Source organism: Thalassospira sp. (assembly GCF_002709775.1).
Lineage (GTDB): Bacteria > Pseudomonadota > Alphaproteobacteria > Rhodospirillales > Thalassospiraceae > Thalassospira.
In genome coordinates this window covers 24,973-45,243 of sequence record NZ_PAQR01000016.1, presented here as the reverse complement: position 1 = coordinate 45,243, position 20,271 = coordinate 24,973, and the positions used below count along the sequence as shown (strand labels likewise).

General features: G+C 62.3%; 25 protein-coding genes and 1 tRNA gene. 20 read left to right on the top strand and 6 right to left on the bottom strand.

From position 1 onward, the window contains the following. Positions 1-25 precede the first annotated feature (25 nt). Both CMO10_RS07995 and CMO10_RS07990 read left to right on the top strand, forming a co-directional pair. Positions 26-382: a hypothetical protein gene (locus CMO10_RS07995; RefSeq protein ID WP_297020492.1), complete on the top strand. Its 357-nt coding sequence runs from the start codon at positions 26-28 to the stop codon at positions 380-382. A 166-nt stretch (positions 383-548) separates the two neighbouring features. Continuing rightward, positions 549-944 (top strand): helix-turn-helix domain-containing protein, encoded by a 396-nt coding sequence (locus tag CMO10_RS07990; RefSeq protein ID WP_044827763.1) that lies wholly within the window; start codon positions 549-551, stop codon positions 942-944. A 162-nt stretch (positions 945-1,106) separates the two neighbouring features. Here CMO10_RS07990 and proB read toward each other — a convergent pair whose 3' ends face one another. The 4 genes from proB to rplU all read right to left on the bottom strand — a co-directional run bounded on the left by proB (position 1,107) and on the right by rplU (position 4,303). Beyond that, positions 1,107-2,231 carry a glutamate 5-kinase gene (gene proB, locus CMO10_RS07985; protein ID WP_297020487.1) on the bottom strand — a complete coding sequence of 375 codons (1,125 nt, stop codon included), beginning with the start codon at positions 2,229-2,231 and terminating at the stop codon, positions 1,107-1,109. Further along, a complete protein-coding gene (obgE, locus tag CMO10_RS07980) occupies positions 2,228-3,265 on the bottom strand; it encodes a GTPase ObgE (protein WP_044827761.1) in 1,038 nt (345 codons plus the stop codon). Before obgE ends, proB begins: the two co-directional genes overlap by 4 nt. A 430-nt stretch (positions 3,266-3,695) precedes the next feature. After that, complete coding sequence (gene rpmA / locus CMO10_RS07975; protein WP_008889409.1) at positions 3,696-3,956, bottom strand: 50S ribosomal protein L27; 261 nt, start codon at positions 3,954-3,956, stop codon at positions 3,696-3,698. Positions 3,957-3,991: 35 nt separating this feature from the next. Continuing rightward, positions 3,992-4,303, bottom strand: a complete 312-nt coding sequence (gene rplU / locus CMO10_RS07970) for a 50S ribosomal protein L21 (protein WP_008889408.1) — start codon at positions 4,301-4,303, stop codon at positions 3,992-3,994. Between the two features lie 326 nt (positions 4,304-4,629). Between rplU and CMO10_RS07965 the strand changes: the two genes are divergently transcribed. Further along, a tRNA-Ser gene (locus tag CMO10_RS07965) sits at positions 4,630-4,719 on the top strand. A gap of 311 nt (positions 4,720-5,030) precedes the next feature. On the opposite strand, the gene CMO10_RS07960 is transcribed toward CMO10_RS07965, so the two are convergent. Together CMO10_RS07960 and CMO10_RS07955 are read right to left on the bottom strand one after the other, a co-directional pair. Continuing rightward, on the bottom strand, positions 5,031-6,809 hold the full coding sequence (locus tag CMO10_RS07960) for a 7-cyano-7-deazaguanine synthase (RefSeq protein ID WP_008889407.1): 1,779 nt from the start codon (positions 6,807-6,809) through the stop codon (positions 5,031-5,033). A gap of 58 nt (positions 6,810-6,867) precedes the next feature. Further along, complete coding sequence (locus tag CMO10_RS07955; protein WP_008889406.1) at positions 6,868-7,623, bottom strand: hypothetical protein; 756 nt, start codon at positions 7,621-7,623, stop codon at positions 6,868-6,870. 552 nt (positions 7,624-8,175) lie between these two features. Between CMO10_RS07955 and CMO10_RS07950 the strand changes: the two genes are divergently transcribed. The 17 genes from CMO10_RS07950 to CMO10_RS07870 all read left to right on the top strand — a co-directional run bounded on the left by CMO10_RS07950 (position 8,176) and on the right by CMO10_RS07870 (position 20,109). Further along, positions 8,176-8,622 (top strand): DUF2924 domain-containing protein, encoded by a 447-nt coding sequence (locus tag CMO10_RS07950; protein ID WP_008889405.1) that lies wholly within the window; start codon positions 8,176-8,178, stop codon positions 8,620-8,622. Continuing rightward, positions 8,619-9,929, top strand: coding sequence for a recombinase family protein (locus CMO10_RS07945; RefSeq protein ID WP_008889404.1), 1,311 nt, complete (start codon positions 8,619-8,621; stop codon positions 9,927-9,929). Before CMO10_RS07950 ends, CMO10_RS07945 begins: the two co-directional genes overlap by 4 nt. Beyond that, positions 9,929-10,363 (top strand): hypothetical protein, encoded by a 435-nt coding sequence (locus tag CMO10_RS07940; RefSeq protein ID WP_008889403.1) that lies wholly within the window; start codon positions 9,929-9,931, stop codon positions 10,361-10,363. The genes CMO10_RS07945 and CMO10_RS07940 overlap by 1 nt, the downstream gene beginning before the upstream one ends. Positions 10,364-10,599: 236 nt before the next feature. Further along, on the top strand, positions 10,600-10,797 hold the full coding sequence (locus CMO10_RS07935; RefSeq protein WP_008889402.1) for a helix-turn-helix transcriptional regulator: 198 nt from the start codon (positions 10,600-10,602) through the stop codon (positions 10,795-10,797). A gap of 146 nt (positions 10,798-10,943) precedes the next feature. Beyond that, entirely contained in the window at positions 10,944-11,282 is a 339-nt protein-coding gene (locus CMO10_RS07930) for a hypothetical protein (RefSeq protein WP_040822915.1), read from the top strand. Further along, positions 11,282-11,773, top strand: a complete 492-nt coding sequence (locus CMO10_RS07925) for a hypothetical protein (RefSeq protein WP_008889400.1) — start codon at positions 11,282-11,284, stop codon at positions 11,771-11,773. Before CMO10_RS07930 ends, CMO10_RS07925 begins: the two co-directional genes overlap by 1 nt. Beyond that, a complete protein-coding gene (locus tag CMO10_RS07920) occupies positions 11,770-12,066 on the top strand; it encodes a hypothetical protein (RefSeq protein WP_008889399.1) in 297 nt (98 codons plus the stop codon). Before CMO10_RS07925 ends, CMO10_RS07920 begins: the two co-directional genes overlap by 4 nt. Further along, entirely contained in the window at positions 12,066-12,947 is an 882-nt protein-coding gene (locus CMO10_RS07915; RefSeq protein ID WP_008889398.1) for an ATP-binding protein, read from the top strand. The genes CMO10_RS07920 and CMO10_RS07915 overlap by 1 nt, the downstream gene beginning before the upstream one ends. Before the next feature lie 2 nt (positions 12,948-12,949). Then, positions 12,950-13,570 (top strand): hypothetical protein, encoded by a 621-nt coding sequence (locus CMO10_RS07910; RefSeq protein ID WP_008889397.1) that lies wholly within the window; start codon positions 12,950-12,952, stop codon positions 13,568-13,570. A 12-nt stretch (positions 13,571-13,582) separates the two neighbouring features. Beyond that, a complete protein-coding gene (locus CMO10_RS07905; protein ID WP_008889396.1) occupies positions 13,583-15,262 on the top strand; it encodes a DEAD/DEAH box helicase in 1,680 nt (559 codons plus the stop codon). Beyond that, complete coding sequence (locus tag CMO10_RS07900) at positions 15,259-15,474, top strand: hypothetical protein (RefSeq protein WP_147250607.1); 216 nt, start codon at positions 15,259-15,261, stop codon at positions 15,472-15,474. The genes CMO10_RS07905 and CMO10_RS07900 overlap by 4 nt, the downstream gene beginning before the upstream one ends. After that, positions 15,467-15,673, top strand: a complete 207-nt coding sequence (locus CMO10_RS07895) for a DUF6511 domain-containing protein (RefSeq protein WP_008889395.1) — start codon at positions 15,467-15,469, stop codon at positions 15,671-15,673. The genes CMO10_RS07900 and CMO10_RS07895 overlap by 8 nt, the downstream gene beginning before the upstream one ends. Beyond that, complete coding sequence (locus tag CMO10_RS07890) at positions 15,673-16,437, top strand: isoleucyl-tRNA synthetase (RefSeq protein ID WP_008889394.1); 765 nt, start codon at positions 15,673-15,675, stop codon at positions 16,435-16,437. Before CMO10_RS07895 ends, CMO10_RS07890 begins: the two co-directional genes overlap by 1 nt. Further along, complete coding sequence (locus CMO10_RS07885; RefSeq protein WP_008889393.1) at positions 16,430-18,625, top strand: AAA family ATPase; 2,196 nt, start codon at positions 16,430-16,432, stop codon at positions 18,623-18,625. Before CMO10_RS07890 ends, CMO10_RS07885 begins: the two co-directional genes overlap by 8 nt. A 341-nt stretch (positions 18,626-18,966) precedes the next feature. After that, positions 18,967-19,482: a crossover junction endodeoxyribonuclease RuvC gene (locus tag CMO10_RS07880; protein WP_008889392.1), complete on the top strand. Its 516-nt coding sequence runs from the start codon at positions 18,967-18,969 to the stop codon at positions 19,480-19,482. Continuing rightward, positions 19,479-19,679 carry a hypothetical protein gene (locus tag CMO10_RS07875; RefSeq protein WP_008889391.1) on the top strand — a complete coding sequence of 67 codons (201 nt, stop codon included), beginning with the start codon at positions 19,479-19,481 and terminating at the stop codon, positions 19,677-19,679. Before CMO10_RS07880 ends, CMO10_RS07875 begins: the two co-directional genes overlap by 4 nt. Further along, on the top strand, positions 19,672-20,109 hold the full coding sequence (locus CMO10_RS07870; RefSeq protein ID WP_008889390.1) for a DUF6362 family protein: 438 nt from the start codon (positions 19,672-19,674) through the stop codon (positions 20,107-20,109). Before CMO10_RS07875 ends, CMO10_RS07870 begins: the two co-directional genes overlap by 8 nt. Positions 20,110-20,271: the final 162 nt, after the last annotated feature.

Genomic DNA, 20,271 nt, shown 5'->3' with positions numbered 1-20,271 from the left:
AATGACCCAATAGACCGAAAAACATATGACCGCGATCACACCGATTTCCATGCTCCCGGCCCGCAGGACCGAGACTGCGAGCAGTGGAACCGATGGTCCTGCCGGGATCGGGATCGAGCAACTTGCGCGAATTTCGCCAGTGGAGAAAATTGCGCAGAATGGTGGCGCGTGGCTGCAACCCCATGATCTTGTGGGCAGTGCAGCATTCTGGACCCAGCTTTTGGGGCAGGTCTTACCTCAGGAAAACCTTTTGCAACCGCCGGTCATTCAAGCAGCGCATGCCTGCTATGCACATCATCACAAACCAGACAGCGTAGAAACGAACGTCTTTTTTTCGCCTTCTGCACTAGACAAAGACAGCTCGATTGACCTATATAGCTAGCTTCTGGCGGAAAGCTGCAATGATTATCTGACCAAAGTTCAGATACGCGTCAGCAATTCTGGGCGCCAAAGAAGCGCTTTGAAAGGTCGACGTGAGGGCAAAACAAACAAGCCCGACAGCATCCGAAGTGGGGATTAATAACTGGCGGTTGATAACGGATTATAAAATGACTGAGAACTCTCAAAACGAAGAACCGAAACGCGCAAACCGCGCGACAGACACTGACCGTTATGTTGGTCAGCGTATCCGTGAACGTCGCATCATGCTGGGCCTTTCCCAGCAGCAGATGGCAGACCTGATTGGCGTTACCTATCAGCAGGCTCACAAATACGAGCGCGGCATTAACCGCATCTCTGCTGGTCGTCTTTACGAGATCTCTCAGGTGCTGGGCGTTCCGGTAAGCTATTTCTATGAAGGCCTTGAAGGCAATCAGGAAACCGAACTCAATGCGCGCCAGCGCATGTGCCTTGAGCTTGCCCGTAACTTCGCAAGCATCAAGCACGAAAAACACCAGGAAGCACTGAGCCAGATGGCCCGCGCCCTGGCCGACCAGGCTGCCTAAGTCCGCTTAACGGACCATAGTGCCACCATTAAAAAAAGGCTGCCCTTCGACATGAAGGGCGGCCTTTTTTAATCGCAGCGCCTAGCCACGACCGTGCAGGTGCAAAAAAGGGGACGCAAACGCCCCCTTGAAAGTCGTGTGATGCTGCGCTGCGCAAAACGATCAGCCTTCGGTCAGCACCAGATCATCGGAATGAATGATGGCATTGCCGCGGGTAAAGCCAAGGGTGGCTTCGATATCGCCCGAGACATGGCCCATCAGAAGTCGGGTTTCTTCCGCGCCATAGGCCGTAATGCCGCGCGCGATCTGCGCCCCGTCGGGTCCGAGCACCCGCACCGCATCCCCATGCTTGAAACGGCCATCCACGCCGGTTATTCCGGCCGCCAGGAGGTTCTTGCCCGCAGCCATGGCCTTGGCCGCCCCGGCATCGACAACGATTGCTCCTGACGCCTTGAGCGAGGTCGCAATCCAGTGACGGCGTGCCGCAAGCGGGCTTTCGCTTGGCAGGAAGACCGTGTTGGGTGCGCCTTCAAGCTGGGCTTTGAGCGGATGATAGATGGTGCCGCGCGCAATGATCATGCGGCAGCCGGCCTTCATGGCGATTTCGGCCGCCTGCAGCTTGGTTACCATGCCGCCGGAGCTGTACATGGTCGGTGCAACACCGGCCATATCGAAAATTTCAGCTGTCAGCTCACGCACTTCCGGGATCAGATCGGCATCCGGGTTCTTGCGCGGATCGGCGGTATAAAGCCCATCGATGTCAGAGAGCAGCACCAGCGTATCGGCCGAAATCATGTGCGCGACTTTGGCACCCAAGCGATCATTATCGCCAAAGCGGATTTCCTCGGTCGCGACGGTATCGTTTTCATTGATCAGCGGAATGGCGCCGCGCGCAAGCAGCGCATTCAGCGTCCCGCGGGCATTGAGATAGCGTCGGCGGCCTTCCATGTCTTCTAGGGTCACCAGCACCTGCGCCATGGTCAGGCCATTACGCCCAAGCGCCTCTTGCCAGACCTGCGACAGGCTGATCTGACCGGTGGCGGCAGCGGCCTGTTTGTCGGCCAGACTGATCGTGCGATGATCAAGCCCCAGCAAACGACGGCCAAGGGCGATCGCGCCACTTGAAACCACGATCACCTCGACCCCGCGTTCACGCAGAAGGGCGATGTCATCGGCAAGTGCTTCCAGCCAGGCACGACGCAGCTTGCCGGTATGTTCATCAACCAGCAGGGCCGAGCCCACCTTGATGATCAGGCGCTTTGCATCCGCCAGGGCGTGGTTTGTCACGGCTGGAAGCCCTCTTCTTCGCGGCCTTCCATGGCGCGGCGTTCACGCTCCCCATCAATATAGGCGCGGATTTCGCGATGGATTTCCTTAAGCCCCTCGTGGGTGGCGCCCGAGACGGTATAGACCTTTTTGCCTATGCCTTTTTCAAGGATCTCGCGCTGTTCCTCGACCATTTCCGGCAGAAGCTGATCGGCCTTGGACAGGGCGACGATCTCGGGCTTTTCGACGAGTTCCTCGGCATAACCTTCAAGCTCCTCGCGCACCGTCTTATAGGTCGCGACCGGATCCTCTTCGGCGCAATCGATCAGATGCACCAGCACTTCGCAGCGCTCGATATGGCCAAGGAAACGGGTGCCGATGCCCTTGCCCTCGGATGCGCCTTCGATCAGGCCGGGAATATCGGCCAGAACGAATTCATGATCATCGACATTCACAACACCAAGCTGCGGATGCAGGGTGGTGAAGGGATAATCGGCAATTTTCGGACGCGCGTGCGACGATGCGGCAAGGAAGGTCGACTTGCCAGCATTCGGCAGCCCCACAAGACCGGCATCCGCGATCAGCTTCAGGCGCAGCCAGACCCACATTTCTTCTGCAGGCCAGCCTTCTTCGGCGCGACGCGGTGCCTGGTTGGTGGAGGATTTGAAATGCGTGTTACCGCGCCCGCCATCGCCACCACGGCAGAGCATATAGGTCTGGCCGGGTTCGATCATATCGACAATCAGGGTTTCACGGTCTTCGGCGAGGACCTGCGTTCCGACCGGGACCTTGATCGTGATGGATTTGCCCGAACGGCCGGTGCGCTGCCGGCCCATGCCATGCATGCCGACTTCGGCCTTGAAGTGCTGCTGATAGCGGAAATCGATCAGGGTGTTGAGGTTTTCGACCGCCTCAAGAATGATGTCGCCCCCCCGGCCGCCGTCGCCGCCGTCCGGTCCGCCATACTCGATATATTTTTCACGGCGGAAGCTGACCGAACCGGCACCGCCGCGGCCACTGCGCACATAAATCTTGGCTTCATCGAGAAACTTCATAACCGGTCCTTCGGGCGCACCCGTTTATCATTTTGTATTGGCACCCCGGCGCGCGATCACCGCGCATCAACGAGGCCCGAAATTCTATATCACATAAAACAAGGGAGGAATGATTGCTCATTCCTCCCTCAAGGGTCAGTTCCCATCAATTTCATGCAATTCTGTTTCAGTCAAAGTGTGCAAGCGAAGTGGGCGATTGCGACGAACAGGTTGGAACCTTTTCAAGCGGTCGACTATTTCGATTGTGCGCTTTGCCTGAAACCCTGCGGGCGCGGTCATAAAGACCTCTGAGTACGTCACGCCTGCTTGAATGCTGAAAAGCGTTCTGCGCAGCCGACTTCTTCTCAGAGGTCTTTATGACTGCGCAGAATGGATGAAATTGATGGGAACTGACCCTGTCTCGCTACGTATCGCGTAGCCGACGGGAGGCTTACGCCTCGGCCGGAACGACGGTTACGTAGGTACGACCCTTGAAGCCCGACTTGAACTGGACAGAACCGTTCACAGTCGCAAACAGGGTGTGGTCTTTGGCGAGGCCAACATTGTCACCGGCATGGAATTTGGTGCCACGCTGACGAACGAGGATGTTGCCTGCAACAACTGCCTGACCACCGAATTTTTTAACGCCGAGACGGCGACCTTCGGAGTCACGACCGTTGCGCGAACTACCACCAGCTTTCTTATGAGCCATGAAACTCTCCTAAAACTGCATCTTGACCTGATAAATCAGGCTTTGATGTCCTTGATGCGCAGAACAGTCAGGTTCTGGCGATGACCATTTTTGCGACGGTAGTTATGCCGGCGCTTTTTCTTGAAAACGATCACCTTGTCGCCCTTGGCCTGCTCGAGAACTTCTGCGGTAACAGAAGCACCTTTGACCAACGGAGCACCAACCTTCGGCGCACCGTCGCCAGCAACCATGAGAACTTCTTCAAGTTTCACGGTGTCACCGGCCTGGGCAGCGATCTTTTCGACTTTGATAACGTCGTTGGCAGCAACTTTATACTGTTTGCCGCCAGTTTTGATGATTGCGTACATCTAAAAGTTCCTGAAAAACATTCTGGAAACACAAACGCGCAGCTCGGTGCCGCTGCTAACAGATACCGAACCGCTGCGAAGAACGGGTGAATTACCGCTTTTGACCGCGAGAGTCAACTACAGAGTGAGCATTCCCGCCGCCCGAGGGTGCATGCCAAAGCCGCAGATTTCCCTATGCCCGGCCCGGTTTCGAAACCGGCCAAACGCCGAACCCGAAAAGCGCATGCAAAAGCACAAAAAAAGAGTCCGCGAAATTTGAGATTTCCCTCTTGCAATCTCGCGCTCATCCCGGTAAACACCGCCTCGAACGCCAAGACCACACATGCGGAGAGGTGCCGGAGTGGTCGAACGGGGCGGTCTCGAAAACCGTTGTACTAGCAATAGTACCGTGGGTTCGAATCCCACCCTCTCCGCCATTTTTCTATCGGCAACTGTCTCTCGGCGAGACGGTTGCCGTCAGAATTCCCAGCTTCCGCGCGCCTCCCACGGCCAAGCTGTTGACCGCCCCGACGGCTCTGCTCCCCACACACCCTCTCTCTCGGCTCATTCTCTCCGAAGCTGTTGACCACGGCCGTTCGGTACGGGTTGGTGGGGCATTGAATTTCCATGCGCTTTTCTGATCGGAATCTAGGGCTATTGGAAGGCCTGTCTGCCTCGCAAAAGTCACCTGCCCAACTTCCCCCCTGAAACCAAACAAGAATTCATGACGGAAAGTACGGAGACCGAATCAAAGGTCACCGGGCGAAACCTCCCGCAGTGCCGGGCTGAGGCGATAGCCCGCCCGCTCTTTGTTCTCAATGAAGTCGTCGGTACCCAGTGGGACGCCTAAATCGACCCCAAGCCGCTCTGTCACCAGCTTCCGCAATCGGCCTACCTGTTGCCGCAGCGAGGCATCGGCTATGCCAAGCACCTGCGCCAAGTTGGGAGCCGGGATATAGGCAATATCGGAGCCGTTCCGTTTGCCAGTGCGATGGTTGTCCAGCAGCGCGGCGACCAGATCGTAGTTGGTGCCTTCCAGGGAAAAGTCGCCCTTGAACAGGACGCGCTTGGCGGTTTCGTCAACAGCGAACTCGCAAACCGGTCGCTGCAGCCTGTCCATGAAATCCTTCACCTGACTGTCGTAGCCGGAAGGCGGAGACACCTCGATCTTACTTCGGCTGAAGCACATGGACAGCAAGGAGCCCGCCGGCAATTCGCCCCGCACCAATTCTCCCTTGTGCCTCGTGGTTGCGGCATCAAGGACGTCCAGGACGTCCCGAGCATGCCGTTGAAGCAGGTCGTAGATGCGATCGCAGGCCTCGGCGGTCGAGAGGCCCGAAAAATAACGCAAGGCTGACGTGATTTCAGGGTACTCGACCAAGAAGCGATTTTTGGGACAGGCCGTCAGCTTCTGGAAACACTTGACGTAATCGACCGCCATTCGAACGTCTTGCTCTTTTGCGCTCCGATCCCCGGTCAACAGGTCTACCGTATACCCCTGCTCCGGATCGGATTCTTCCATCCCCGCTGCCAGGACAGCGAACCGCCGGTCGATGCACTGAGAGCACACACCGCAATGCGGATGATCGACAGTGCGAACGAAAGTCCGTGTACAACTGACCGTATCTCCCAACATGCCTTCAAAACCGCTTCCGCTGAGGGTTTCGACGACTTCCCGCTTGGTCATCCATTGCAAGGGGGTTCTGATCCCGATCTCATGATCGAGCAGTTCCGAGAAGAACGTCGTGAATCCGTCCAGAACCTGGGGATGAGTCGTGCGGGTCGCCCGGGCGCCCATAATGTCCTTGGCGATCGGAAGGTTCAGGCTGACCACGCCATTTTCGTAAAAGGTGAGCCGGTCCTTTCCGAACAGGCGGGCGACGACCAGTCCCAGACAGGCGAACAGGAAGGAGCGCGTCCTTTGGCTTTCGTCTACTGAACGGACGCCCTTGTTCTTGACCTCGACCGATGTGTAGAAAAACCGGCCATCAAGGCCGTTCTGTTGCAAACCGCTGATCAGTTCCTTTTGCACGTTGACGACCTTGGTGGCCGAGAAGTGTCCGATCAGAGCCAGATTCATGTCGTTGGCGACCAGATCGTGGACGGCACCGGCAAACGAGTCGACACCGCCAGAGAACAAGGCGACCTCGTCGGGCTCGAAAGTTCCCTCGGTCAATCCGGTGAAGTACAGCTCTTTCGGCGCTACGGGGTTCTCTGCCCTCACGAAAGAGAATGAGTAGGCGTCATCGGATAGAAAGCCAAGGGCGTCACGCAGCGCCTCCTTGACCGCCGGCGATTCCCATCGGTCGGGTTCGCGAAGGGGAATGGTAAAACGCAGATCGCGCCGCCAATCGTGGCCGTAGTCGTCCAACGTGTCGCCACCGCGTGAGCACCGCCGGTCGGCGCAGTAGATGTAAGCCGCCACCTCCAGCAGGTCCAACAGGACATCCGGAATATTGCTGACCATCGCTCGGCTGATGTCCTCGATCTTCAACGTGACGTCCTGGTTGCTACCCTGAACATCCATCTGGATCGAGCGATGCTCCCCACTTCCAAATGTCGAGGAAGCGCCCCCGCATGATATGTTAAACGTTCTCACCGGCCTTGCTCCTGATCTCGAACTCTTTTCTGACTTTCTTCAGCGCAACGGCGGTGAAGCCTACGAGTTTCTTCTGAGAGATGTCCTTCCCCTCGCTGTAGACGCTTTTGCCGAGCCAATCCTTGGCGAAGGGGCGCATGATCATAGTGGACTCCGCACAGTGCCGCCGCACCGCGTCATCGAACACGGCCATGTCGCCGACCGATTGAACGACGTTTCCCGGACCAAGATGTCTGGGTATTTCCCGGTCTAGGTAGTACTGGATGGTCCGTTCCGAGAAGTTGGTCAGGAACCGCTGAGAAAGTTCGCCGAATTTTTCGGGCCCGACGAAGGTGGCGAGGGTCGTTCGCACATCTTCCCGGGTCGGTTCCCAAAGAGACGGCAAGCGCTCTTCGATCAAGCTGTAAAGCGCCGAGATTCCGGCCTGTCGAGCCATCTCGCCAAGGTCGGTTACATCACCGTCGGACCTGCGTTGGACCGCCTCGATCGCCGCATCGTAACCAGCAACGAGGTCGGTCGCGCTCGGATTGTCCGGGGCCGCGACCCCTACGGCCCGCAACGCTTCCGAGAAACTCTCGGCCTTGGCCGCTTGGGGGATTTTTACCAGAAGCCACAGCGCCTCAACGAAGGCCTGGTCCTTGAGGGCCCGAGTCAGCGCCGCTTCCGTTGCCTTCGTAATCGCTTCGACCAGTTCCGTCGCTGAAGCCGTCCCGGCCACCAGGAGATTAATGATCTCAGGCAATTTTCTCGACGCTGGTGGCGAACCGAGACGTTGATGGCCCAATGGCGTACCTCACATTTTCTTTCTTGTCCTTGCCATGATAGGGCGACGTTTTCGCTCGCACCACGTTCCGATTCGCGCTGTTACGATCATATGAGGCTCTCCGAATGGTGGCAATGCTCAAGAAGTATTCTCTGAGCCTTTACCGCCTGTAGCGTGTAGGCGTGACTTCCCATTGAGGGTCTTTTCGTCATCCACCGCGTGGGCTCCTTTGTTTTCGAACCTCTTCGCTGGGGCAGGTTTTTGTTTTGCTTCAACAAAATCAGCCGCTTAATTTGACTATCGGCCGCAACTAAAGACCGATACGCCGATGCACAACGCCCTCTCCCCCGACCGCATGTCCGCCGCTGAGCGCCTGGAAGAACTGGCGTCGATCCTGGCTGCCGGGGTGGTTCGCCTGCGGACCCGGAAGTCAAGGCGACTATCCGCGGACCACGGAGAGAGTTGCCTACACTTCTCGCCCGACCAATGCCGTCATGGATCCACCGAAACCAACGCGGAGGAATCCATGCCATGACGGAATCTATCATTGCCCGAATCGCCACGCTGAAGAACACCTCGACGCCAGACTTGAGGGGCATGTGGCGGGATCTGTTCGAGACCGAACCGCCGCGCCAGAACCGACGATTCCTGGAGAGCCGGCTTGCCTACCGCATCCAGGAACTGGAATATGGGGAACTCCGGCCCGCTACCATCGAACGCCTGGAAGCGCTGGGCGAGGATCTGGACGGCGGCAAGATGGAGGTCCGCCGCAAGCGCACTGACGACCGGCCGATCGCCGGCACGCGGCTAATCCGCGAGTTCCAGGGCGTCGAGCACTGCGTCACCGTGCTGGCCGACGGCTTCGAATACCAGGGCCGCCCCTACAAGTCGCTGTCGGCCATCGCCCGGTCCATCACGGGCACCCGTTGGAACGGCTGGGTGTTCTTCGGGCTGCGCAAGTCGGGAGCGGGCCAATGAGCAAGACTCCCATCCGCAAGCAGCGCTGCGCCATCTACACCCGCAAGTCCTCGGAAGAAGGCCTGGACATGGAGTTCAACAGCCTCCATGCCCAACGCGAATCCTGCGAGGCCTATATCGCCAGCCAGAAGGCGGAGGGCTGGGTGTTGGTTCCCAATGCCTATGACGACGGCGGCATCTCGGGCGGCACCCTGGAGCGGCCCGCCCTGCAGCGCCTGCTCGCCGACATCGAGGCCGGCCGCATCGACTTGGTGGTGGTCTACAAGATCGATCGCCTGTCACGCTCCCTGATGGACTTCGCCAAGTTGGTCGACGTCTTCGACCGCCATGCGGTGACATTCGTTTCGGTCACCCAGTCCTTCAACACCACCACCTCCATGGGGCGCCTCACGCTCAACATCCTGCTTTCCTTCGCCCAATTCGAGCGCGAGGTCGCCGGCGAGCGCATCCGCGACAAGATCGCCGCCAGCCGCAAGAAAGGCATGTGGATGGGGGGCAATCCGCCGCTCGGCTACGACGTCAAGGAGCGCAAGCTGGTGGTCAACGCCGAGGAGGCCGCCACCGTGCGGGCAATCTTCCAGCGCTTCCTTGATGTCGGCTCCACCACCATCCTCGCTCGCGCCCTGGCCGCCGAAGGCGTGATCACCAAGCGCGGCAAGCCCTTTAACACGGGTTACCTCTACAAGATGCTGAACAACCAAGTTTACATCGGCATGGCTGTCCACAAGGGCACGGCCTATCCCGGCGAACACGAGGCTATCATCGACCGCGACCTATGGGACAAAGTCCGCGCCATCATAAAGGAGAGCCCCCGGACCCGCGCCAATCACACCCGCGCCAAGACCCCGGCGCCGCTCAAGGGCCTGATCTTCGGTGCCGATGGCCGTGCGATGACGCCGACCCACACCCGCCGAGGGGACAAGCTTTACCGCTATTACATTGCCGCCGCTCTGATGAAGGGGGAGGAGAACCCCGACATCGTTCGCCGGGTGCCAGCCGCCGAGATCGAGGCGGCCGTCATCGACCATGTCCGCGGGCTGTTGCGGGCGCCGGAAGTGATCGTCGCCACCTGGCGCGCGGCGCGCCGACAGGACGACGGGATCACCGAAACCGAGGTCCGGGGCGCCCTGCACGATCTCGATCCCCTGTGGGACGAGCTTTTCCCCGCCGAACAGGCCCGGGTGCTTCAGCTTTTGGTCGAGCGGATAGAGGTCCACAAGCATGGCCTCGACATCCGCTTCCGGGTCGATGGCCTGCGGACCCTGGTCGCCGACATCCGGGCCGCCTCCGAGCCGAGGGCCGCGTGATGCGCGAGCCGACGATCAGGCCGCCGAAGATCGACGATGGCGGTAAGACCCTGACCATCCATGTGCCCATGACCTTCGCCACACGCGGCGGGCGCAAGCTGGTGGTGTCGCCGGACGGGGTGCCCTCCTGGGCAAAGCCCCGGACCCGCGTCGACAACACCATGGTCAAGGCCCTGGCCCGGGCCTTCCGCTGGCGCAGGCTGCTGGAAAACGGCGCTCACGCCACCGTCGAGGACCTCGCCCGGGCGGAGAAGATCAATACCTCCTACGTCAGCCGCATCCTGCGTTTGACCCTGCTGGCCCCGGACATCGTCGAGATGATCCTCGACGGCCGCCAACCGGCGGACCTCACCATGGCCAAGTTGATGCAGCCGTTCCCTCTCGAATGGGAGGAGCAGCGGCGTCTGTTCCTCGAAAAAAACGACAGCCGATAGCCGCTTCAATCCGTCCATCCGAAGACGGCTGCGCGGGCGCACGTCACAGGCCCGGCCCCTCCATGTCACAACCCGACCCACCGTCGCCCCGAAAACCGGGGCTTTTTCGTGGCCAGATGTCACAAGAAAAACCGACCCTGACTATATAACGAACCCCGCACTCCATTGAAAATAAACGCAATTCCTCGGGCGTCAACGAGCCGGGGAGCGGCAGAAAGATTTTCGAGGAGTGTCACATGACGATCAAGCACCTGCATCAGGTCGAACTCGCCAAGCGATGGAGCCTCAGCCCGCGCACCCTGGAGCGCTGGCGCTGGCTCGGCCAGGGCCCCCGTTACCTGAAGATCGGCGGACGGGTGGTCTATCGGCTCGAAGACATCGAGGCCTACGAGGCAGAGCATCTGGCCGGAACCGAAGAAGGCCAGAAAAAATGATACCCGCACCTTCCTTCTTTTTCGCTCCGTTTCGCCAGCGAAATCCCGCGAAGTCATTCGTAATGAACAAGAATTCGAATGGGGGTAGCACGGAACAACCACGCAGTGACACCCCATTCGACACGAAAGACCGGAGCGACGTCCCGATGATCATTTCCCTTCGACAGGCCGATCCCGTGCCGATGATCCGCGAGGTCGACTTTTGCGCCTGGCTCACCCAGGCCGCGCCGGGTGACGAGTTCGAATACCACCGTGGCTTTCTGGTGCTGGATATCACGCCGTTCGGCTCTCCCATGGACGGCGAAGCTCGGGCCGAGCTGGCCCGCGTCTCCGACCGCGCCTTCGATCTTGCGGAACGGGACTTCGTTCATCTGGTCCAGCGACGGATCGGCCCCGGCGCTTTCGCCTACCTCGCCATCGCCCGGCCGCACCCCCGGAACACTCCTTTGGAATTCTCAACCTTGATGATCGAGGAGGCCGCGTAATGCCCTTTCCCGACAACCATCCGACCATTGCCGATCTCACCCGGCTGGAGGTCCGTGACATCGCGGCCCTTCCGGCCGACGTCCTGGTCGACCTGCAGCAGGAAGCGGACGGCGCCCTGAAGGCGGCGAAGACGGGCAAGGCCCGGCTCGACGAGGCGCTCGCCCTCAAATACGCCGCCCGGGCTGCCGCGCTACGGGCGCACCAGGGAAAGGACACCGGCACGGTCCGGGTCGAAGACGGCGCCGTAACCGTGGTCGCCGACCTTCCAAAGAAGGTCGATTGGGATCAGGCCCAACTGGCCGCCCTGGTCGAGCGCATCCGCGCCGAGGGCGACGACCCGGCCGAGTATGTCGACATCGCCTTCAAGGTTCCCGAACGCAAGTACGCCGCCTGGCCGAATGCCATTCGCGCCGCTTTCGAGGCTGCTCGCACGGTTCGGGTCGGCAAGCCCTCCTTCCGTCTTTCCCTGAACGATGAGGTGTCCAAATGACCGCCAAGACCAAGCTCGACCGCCTGCGCGAGGACAACTGCTTCCTCACCGAACTCCCCGATGCGATCCGCATTCCGCCTCTGGGCGAGCGGCGCGAGGAAGTAACCAAGCCCATGGAGACGGCGTCGCTCGACGACATCGCCTTCGCCCAGTTGGCGCTGCAGAGCAGGTCCTCGGCCCTCTACGCCGAGATGGACTCCCTGCGTCGGCTCTACGACCTGGCGCGCAAGAACGGCGCGGTCGGGGCCGACAACGCCCTCGACGCCGTGGCCGAGAAGAAGGAGCGCAAATAATGGTGCTCCCCATCATCTCCGCCGACGAACGTCTGGCCGAACGGCGTGGCATCAAGGGCACGATTTTCGGCAAGTCCGGGATCGGCAAAACCTCGCTGCTGTGGACGCTGGATGCGCCATCGACCTTGTTCTTCGATCTAGAGGCCGGCGATCTCGCCATCGAGGGCTGGCCGGGCGACACCATCCGCCCTCGGACTTGGCAGGAATGCCGCGACTTCGCCGTCTTCATCGGTGGGCCGAACCCGGCGCTTCGCGAAGACCAGGTCTACAGCCAGGCGCATTTCGAGGCGGTCTGTGATCGCTTCGGCGACCCGGCGGCGCTGGATAAGTACCAGACCGTCTTCATCGACAGCATCACGGTTGCCGGACGGCTGTGCTTCCAGTGGTGCAAGGGCCAGCCGCAGGCGGTCTCCGAGCGTACCGGCAAGCCCGACATGCGCGGCGCCTACGGCCTGCACGGCCAGGAGATGATCGCCTGGCTCACCCACCTGCAGCACACGCGAGGCAAGAACGTCTGGTTCGTCGGGATCCTCGACGAGAAGCTCGACGACTTCAATCGGCGCGTCTTCACCCCCCAGATCGACGGCTCCAAGACCGGCAACGAACTGCCCGGCATCGTCGATGAGGTCATCACCATGGCCGAAGTCAGCCAGGGCGACGGCGAGCCGTTTCGGGCCTTCGTTTGCCAGACACTGAACCCCTTCGGCTTCCCCGCCAAGGATCGCAGCGGGCGTCTCGACCAGATCGAGGAACCCCATCTCGGCCGCCTGATGGAAAAGATCGGCGGTCCCGTCAAACCGGCGAGCGAGCGGTTGGTCTTCGACCGCCCCGCCGACACCCCCGACACCCCCGACCCCCAAGACAATGAAGGAGCGTCCTGACCATGACCGGTGCGTGGAACGACTACAACGATGCGGAGTCCCAGAACTCCTTTGATCTGATCCCCAAGGGCACCATCGTGCCCGTGCGGATGACCCTCAAGCCCGGCGGCTATGACGATCCGTCCCAGGGTTGGACGGGCGGCTACGCGACCCGCAACGAGACCACCGGCTCGGTCTACCTGAATGCCGAGTTCGTCATCCTCGAAGGCGCCCATGCGCGGCGCAAGGTCTGGTCGCTGATCGGGCTGTTGAGCCTGAAGGGTCCCGAATGGGGCAACATGGGCCGGTCCTTCGTGCGCGGCATCCTCAACTCGGCGCGCGGACTGTCGGACAAGGACAACTCCCCCCAGGCCCAGGCGGCGCGGCGGATCAATGGCTTCGCCGATCTGGACGGCATCGAGTTCCTGGCCAAGATCGACGTCGGCAAGGATGCCAACGGCGACGCCAAGAACGAAATCCGCTTCGCCGTCACGCCGGACACCAAGGACTGGAAGGCGTTTCAGGAGAACGGAGGAATCTGGCGTCCGGCCGGTGGCGCCCCGACCGCTTCGTCGGCCTCGGCAGCCGCTGCTCCCGCATCACAGCCTGCCGCCAATCCTGGCCGTCCGGCCTGGGCGCAGTAGGAGGGTGGGCCGATGCTTCTCCGTCCCCGCCAGAAGGTGTTCGTCGAGCGCGCCGTGGATGCGCTCGATGAGCACGGCAACACCCTGGGCGTCGCGCCGACCGGGGCCGGCAAGACGATCATGCTTTCGGGCGTGGTCGGCCGGATGCTGGAGGGCACCGACGCCAAGGCGGCCGTGCTCGCCCATCGCGATGAACTGACGGCGCAGAACGTGCTCAAGTTCGCCAAGGTCAATCCGAAGATCAGCACGTCGATTGTCGACTCCCGCACCAAGTCCTGGCGGGGGCGGACGACCTTCGCCATGGTGCCGACCCTGGCCCGGTCCGCCAACCTCGATCTCCTGCCGGCGCTCGATCTGCTGGTGATCGACGAGGCGCACCATGTGGCCGCCGACAGCTACCGCAGGATCATCGACAAGGCGCGGGACCGCAATCCGGATGTCCGGGTGTTCGGCGTCACAGCGACGCCCAACCGGGGTGACAGACGAGGGCTGCGGCCCGTCTTCTCCAACGTCGCCGACCAGATCAGCATCGGCGAACTGATCGCCTCGGGCCATCTCGTGCCGCCGCGCACCTTCGTCATCGATGTCGGCGCGCAGGAGGCGCTGAAGAGTGTTCGCAAGACCGTCGACGACTTCGACATGAAGGCGGTCGACGCGATCATGAACACGGCGCCGATCACCGAAGCGGTGATCCGCCACTGGCGCGAGAAGGCGGGCGATCGGCAGACCGTGGTGTTCTGTTCCACGGTCGATCACGCCCGCAACGTCACCGAGGCCTTCCGCGATGATGGCGTGGCCGCCGGCATGGTCCATGGTGACATGGGCGAGGCGGAACGCCGCTCGGTGCTGCGTGCCTTTGAGAAGGGAGACACCCAGGTCATCGTCAACGTGGCGGTGCTGACCGAGGGCTGGGATCATCAGCCGACCAGCTGCGTCGTGCTGCTGCGCCCCAGTTCCTACAAGTCCACCATGATCCAGATGGTCGGGAGGGGCTTGCGCACCGTCGATCCAGGCGAGTTTCCGGGTGTGGTCAAGACCGATTGCATCGTTCTCGACTTCGGCACCTCGACCCTGCTGCACGGCTGCCTTGAGCAGGACGTCAATCTCGACGGCAAGACCGGTGACGGCGAGGCCCCGACCAAGGACTGCCCGGAGTGCGCCGCTCAGGTGCCGTTGGCACTCCGCGAATGCCCCCTCTGCGGCTACCTGTGGGAGTCCGCCGGCTTGGGCGACGGCGAGGCGACGCCGCTTGCCGATTTCGTGATGTCGGAGATCGATCTCCTGAAGCGCTCCAGCTTCCGCTGGTGCGATCTCTTCGGCGACGACGCGGCATTGGTGGCCAATGGGTTCAGTGCCTGGGGCGGCATCTTCTTCCTTCATGGCCGCTGGCATGCCGTCGGCGGGGCGAAAGGACAGCGCGCGCGGTTGCTGGCCGTGGGCGAGCGCACCGTTTGCCTGGCGGCGGCCGATGACTGGCTCAACGAGAACGAGACCGACGAGAGCGCGCACAAGACCCGCTCCTGGCTCAACCAGCCGGCGACGGAACGCCAGCTTCAGTATCTGCCACCTCAGTTCCGCCAGGACTTCGGCCTGACCCGCTATCAGGCTTCGGCGCTGCTCACCTTCCAGTTCAACAAGGGCGCCATCACCAATCTGGTGGCTTCGGCGGCCGACATTGGGAGGGCGGCATGATCCATGGCTTCTTCATCCGACACTGCCGCCACCCGTCTGCGCCTCTGGCATCCGCGTGGTGCGTTCTGTGCCGTCTGTCGACGTCCAGCCCGTGGCTTTGGCTGGTTCGACCCGGTGCCATCGAAACGGCCCCGGCCCTCGGTCTGGTTCTGCTCCATGAGTTGCCAAGGCTTCTGGTCGCGTTTGGCGAAGGAGCGCTGGGGCATGGTTGATCTGACCGAACAGGAACAGGCCGCGATCCGCGCCGCCATGAAGCCGCTCGCCGAAATCATGGAGGAGATCGGCTGGCAGATCCGGCTGGTCGACCTCACCGAAGCGCAGGTCCTCACCCTGATCGAGGTCGCCGTCGGTGGCTTTCAGGACGCCATGTTGGCGACGGCCAAGGCCGAGGACACGGAGATCCCTTTCTGATGCTCGATTACAACCACTCGGCAACCGTCGCCGAGCGGATCAACGCGCTCATCGACGAGGCCCTGGAGGCGGAGAACGCCGCGAGGCCGTCGCGGGACTATCTCGGCGGATCCCGTTTGGGCGTGGCCTGCGAGCGTGCCTTGCAGTTCGAGTATGCCGACGCGCCGAAGGACGATGGCAGCGACTTCGACGGTCGGACGTTGCGCATCTTTGCCGCCGGTCATGTGTTCGAGGACCTGGCCATCGGCTGGCTGCGCAAGGCTGGGTTCGATCTCTACACCACCAAGGGCAACCGCCCGGACGGCGAGCAGTTCGGTTTCTCCGTCGCCGACGGGCGCATCCGCGGCCATGTGGACGGCATCATCAATGCCGGTCCCGTGCTGACCGGGTTCCCGGCGCTTTGGGAATGCAAGTCGCTCAACGACAGGTCCTGGAAGGATACGGCCAAACGGGGTGTGGCGGTCTCGAAACCGATCTATGCGGCCCAGATCGCCACCTATCAGGCCTACATGGAAGCAAGCGTGCCGGGCATCTCCCAAAACCCGGCGCTGTTCACGGCGATCAACAAGGACACCGCCGAGCTGCATCACGAACTGGTGCCGTTCGACGGCGGCCTGGCCCAGACGGCGAGCGACAAGGCGGTGCGCATCATCCGCGCCACCGAGGCGGGCGAGTTGCTGCCCCGCATCGCCCAATCCGCCGACTTCCACGAATGCCGGTTCTGCGCCTGGTCGGATCGCTGCTGGAGGTCGGACCATGGTTGATACGCCGCCGACCGAGGACAACGTCATCGACTTCGAGCGTTGGCGTGACTTCAACGACGCCGAGCCCCAGCGCCTCGACGATAGCCGACCCTGGGATGGGGCGGAGACCACCGAGGAGATCAAGACCCGGATGCTGGTCAACCTGCGGGGCGTGCTTTCCTACCTGCTGCCGGGCGGTGCGTTCCAGGGGGGCAAGTTCCTGGTCGGCGACGTCCAAGGCAATCGCGGCGACAGCCTGTCGGTGGAACTGGCCGGACCCAAGGCCGGCATGTGGCACGACTTCGCGACCGGCGAGGGCGGCGACATCATCGGCTTGTGGGCTGCGGTTTCCGGCCGGGATACGCGCACGGATTTCCCCGCCATCATGGACGACATCCGCGAATGGCTCGATGGCCGCAGCCGGACACTCCACGACGATCGCGCGGCACAGGCCAAAGCGCCGCCGACGGATGATCTCGGGCCGGTCACCGCCAAGTGGGACTATCACGACGAGGACGGTCGGCTGATCGCCTGCGTCTATCGTTACGACCCTCCCGGCGGCAAACAGTTCCGGCCCTGGGATGTGGTCAACCGGCGTCTCAAAGCCCCGGAGCCGCGCCCCCTCTACAATCGACCCGGCATCAAGGCCGCCGATCCGGTGGTTCTGGTGGAAGGCGAGAAGGCCGCCCAGGCGCTCATCGATGCCGGCATCTCGGCCACCACGGCCATGAACGGGGCCAAGGCGCCGATCGAGAAGACCGACTGGTCGCCGCTCGACGGCAAACGGGTGCTGATCTGGCCCGACAAGGACGGCCCCGGTTGGCAGTACGCCATGGCGGCGGGACAGGCCGTGTTGGCCGCTGGCGCCCGGTCGGTGTCCGTTCTGCTACCGCCCGACGAAAAGCTTGAGAAATGGGATGCGGCGGACGCGGTCGACGACGGCATGGACGTGGCCGAGTTCATCGCCACCACCGAACGCCAGACCCTCCGTTCGGAGAATGCCACTCTCGACCTTTCGGACTGGCATGCCACTCGCTATTCCGGCGATGCGCCCGAGCAGCGTTTTCTGGTCGAAGGCTCGTTCCCCATGGGCATGGTCTCGATCCTGGCCGCCATGGGCGACACCGGCAAGGGCATGATGACCCTCGACCTGGCGCTGTCAGTGGCGACCGGCAAGGCGCGTTCCGTCTCGGTCAGCCCTGAGCCGATGGCTTTCGGTGGCCCGGTGCGCGCGTTCGGCACCGCCGTCATCTTCACCGCCGAGGATGACCAGGGGGAAGTCCATCGTCGCTTGCAGCGCCTGGACCCGGACGAGCTTCGTCTCAAGGCACCCGAACGGCTGATCGTCGTGCCGCTGCCCAATGCGGGCGGGCCGATCCCGCTGGTGGTGTCCGGCAAGGACGGCCCCGAAATCACGCCCCAGTTCCGCATGGTGCGCGATCAGATCATGAGGCTGCGCGATCTCAAGCTGGTGGTGTTCGACCCGCTGGCGTCCTTCATCCATGCCGACGTCACCTCCGATCCGGCTGCCGGCAGTTTTGCGACGGGCCTGTTGGCGAGCCTCGCCACCGAAACCGGCGCGGCGGTAATCGTCGCCCACCACATGCGCAAGCCCCAGGGCAATCGGCCCATCGCCTCGGTCGAGCAAGCCCGTGACGCCGTGCGCGGCACCAGCGCCATCGTCGATGGGGTGCGCATGGTCTATGCGCTCTGGCCCGCGCCCGAGGAGCATCAGGGGTACATCTTTAAGGCGCTCGAAGAGCCCTTTGCCCGCAACGCCGTTTTCCAGGGCGCGGTGGTCAAGGCCAACGGCCCGGCCGATCGGGCCATCCGTACCTTCCTGCGCGCGCCGACCGGGCTGCTGGTCGATGCGACCGAACGCCTGCGGGCCGTCCGCCGGCCCGAGCAGGACCTGATGGATGCCCTGGTCGAAGCCATCGCCCGTGCGGCCGAGGACGGTCACCCCTACACCCATACCGGCGGCACGGGGCTGTTCAAGCAGCGCCACCGCTTGCCCGTCGTATTCCACGACATGGCGCGCAACAAGATCGAGGGGCTGGTCCAGGAGATGCTCAACGGCCGGCCGCCCATCCTGGTCAAGGGCATGGCCGAAGGCTCGAAGGAACTCAAGTGGCTGGACGTTCCGGCCGGGCCGTTTGCGCGGGGTGTCGGGCGGTTCGTCCATGGCGCCCACGAGACCGGGGAGTGAGGACCATGCGTGCTCCGTTCCCAGCGTTCCCAGAGCTTCCTGCCCAAGCGGATGGGGGGCGGTTTCCGTTCCCGGTTCCCAGCTTCCCAACGGGAATTCCCAAGATTTTGTGCCCTCAAATCCGCATCAAGTCATTGAACCCATTGAATAAATCAGCTTCCCAAAAATCTCGTTCCCATCCGTTCCCAACCAAGGAAAAACGTAATGATTTCAACGATTTCCACGTTCCCACCTCCCCCTATAGGGGGAGGAGTGTTCCCGGGAACGCACACTCCTCCCACCAATGGTCGGGTTGCTGCTTCCCAGCCCATTCCCAAAACCGATTGCCAAGGAGCCCGATGATGAGCCAGCCCGCATTGATCGAATTTCTCGCCGAACAGGCGCCGGACCACCCCGTCATTCTTGCCCTCGATCTCGGCACCAAGACCGGATGGGCGCTGCATGGGCCGGACGGTCGGATCATCAGTGGCACCGCCGAGTTCAAGAACGACCGCTGGCAGGGTGGCGGCATGCGCTTCCTGCGCTTCAAGCGCTGGCTCACAGAGATCAAGCAGGCGGCAGGCTACCTGGACGCCGTTTTCGTCGAGGAAGTCCGTCGCCATGCCGGGGTCGACGCCGCCCATGCCTACGGCGGCTTCCTCGCTCACGTCACCGCCTGGTGCGAACACCATGCGATCCCCTATGAGGCCGTGCCGGTGGGCACCATCAAGCGCCATGTCACTGGCAAGGGCAACGCCAACAAGGACGCGGTCATCGCGGCGGTGACGGCGCGGGGGTATGCCCCCGCCGACGACAACGAGGCCGACGCCATCGCGCTGCTGCTCTGGGCCATGGAGACCCGGGGAGGTGCGCGATGAAGCGTTTCCCGAAAGGCTACGGCGGCGAACGCCGCGACCCCGAACAGGTCAAGCGCGATGGATGGCACGAGCAGGGTCTGCTCGCGGTGTCGGTGGAGGATGACCGCCTGACCTGGCCCGAGCGCGAACTGATCCGCCAACTGGGCGAGAAGCTCTATGGCCGGCGCGACGGCGGCCGGGAGGTGCACCATGGCTGACTGGACGCCGGAACGGGTCGAGGACCGTCTCGTCGAGGCCGCCGACGTGCTCAAGCGGTTGCCCGAGGAGAAGGTCCAGGGCTTCTTTAACGTCTGGCCCGAGGTGGCGCGCGACTTCGCCGACATGGTCGGAGCGATCCCTCAGCCCATGCGGCGCCCCCCACCCTCGGCGGCGGCCATCTCGCGCATGGAGGAAACCCTGACCTGGATCCGCTTCCTGGCACCCGAGGACGGCAAGCTCCTCTGGGCTCGAGCCGAGGGCGCGCCGTGGAAGGCCATCTGCTGGCGCTTCGGCGTCAGTCGCGCCACCGCCCATCGCCGCTGGCAGTACGGACTCAGCGTCATCGCCCTGCGGCTCGACGGTCGCCGCGTCCCGGCGAAGCGCTCGCAGTCCTTCGTGGTCGACCGGGCGGCACGGCTGTCAAGATGAAACCGCCTCGTGAGACATTTTTCCGTGAGACATCGGACGGTGAGACAGGCTCGGCTTCGATGGGCTATATTCAAACCATGCTCGCGAGAGGCGCGCGCGGGACACGTGGTCCCGGTAGTCGTCGCCCGCTAAGTATTTGATATCTTGGTTCCTTCCTGGCGG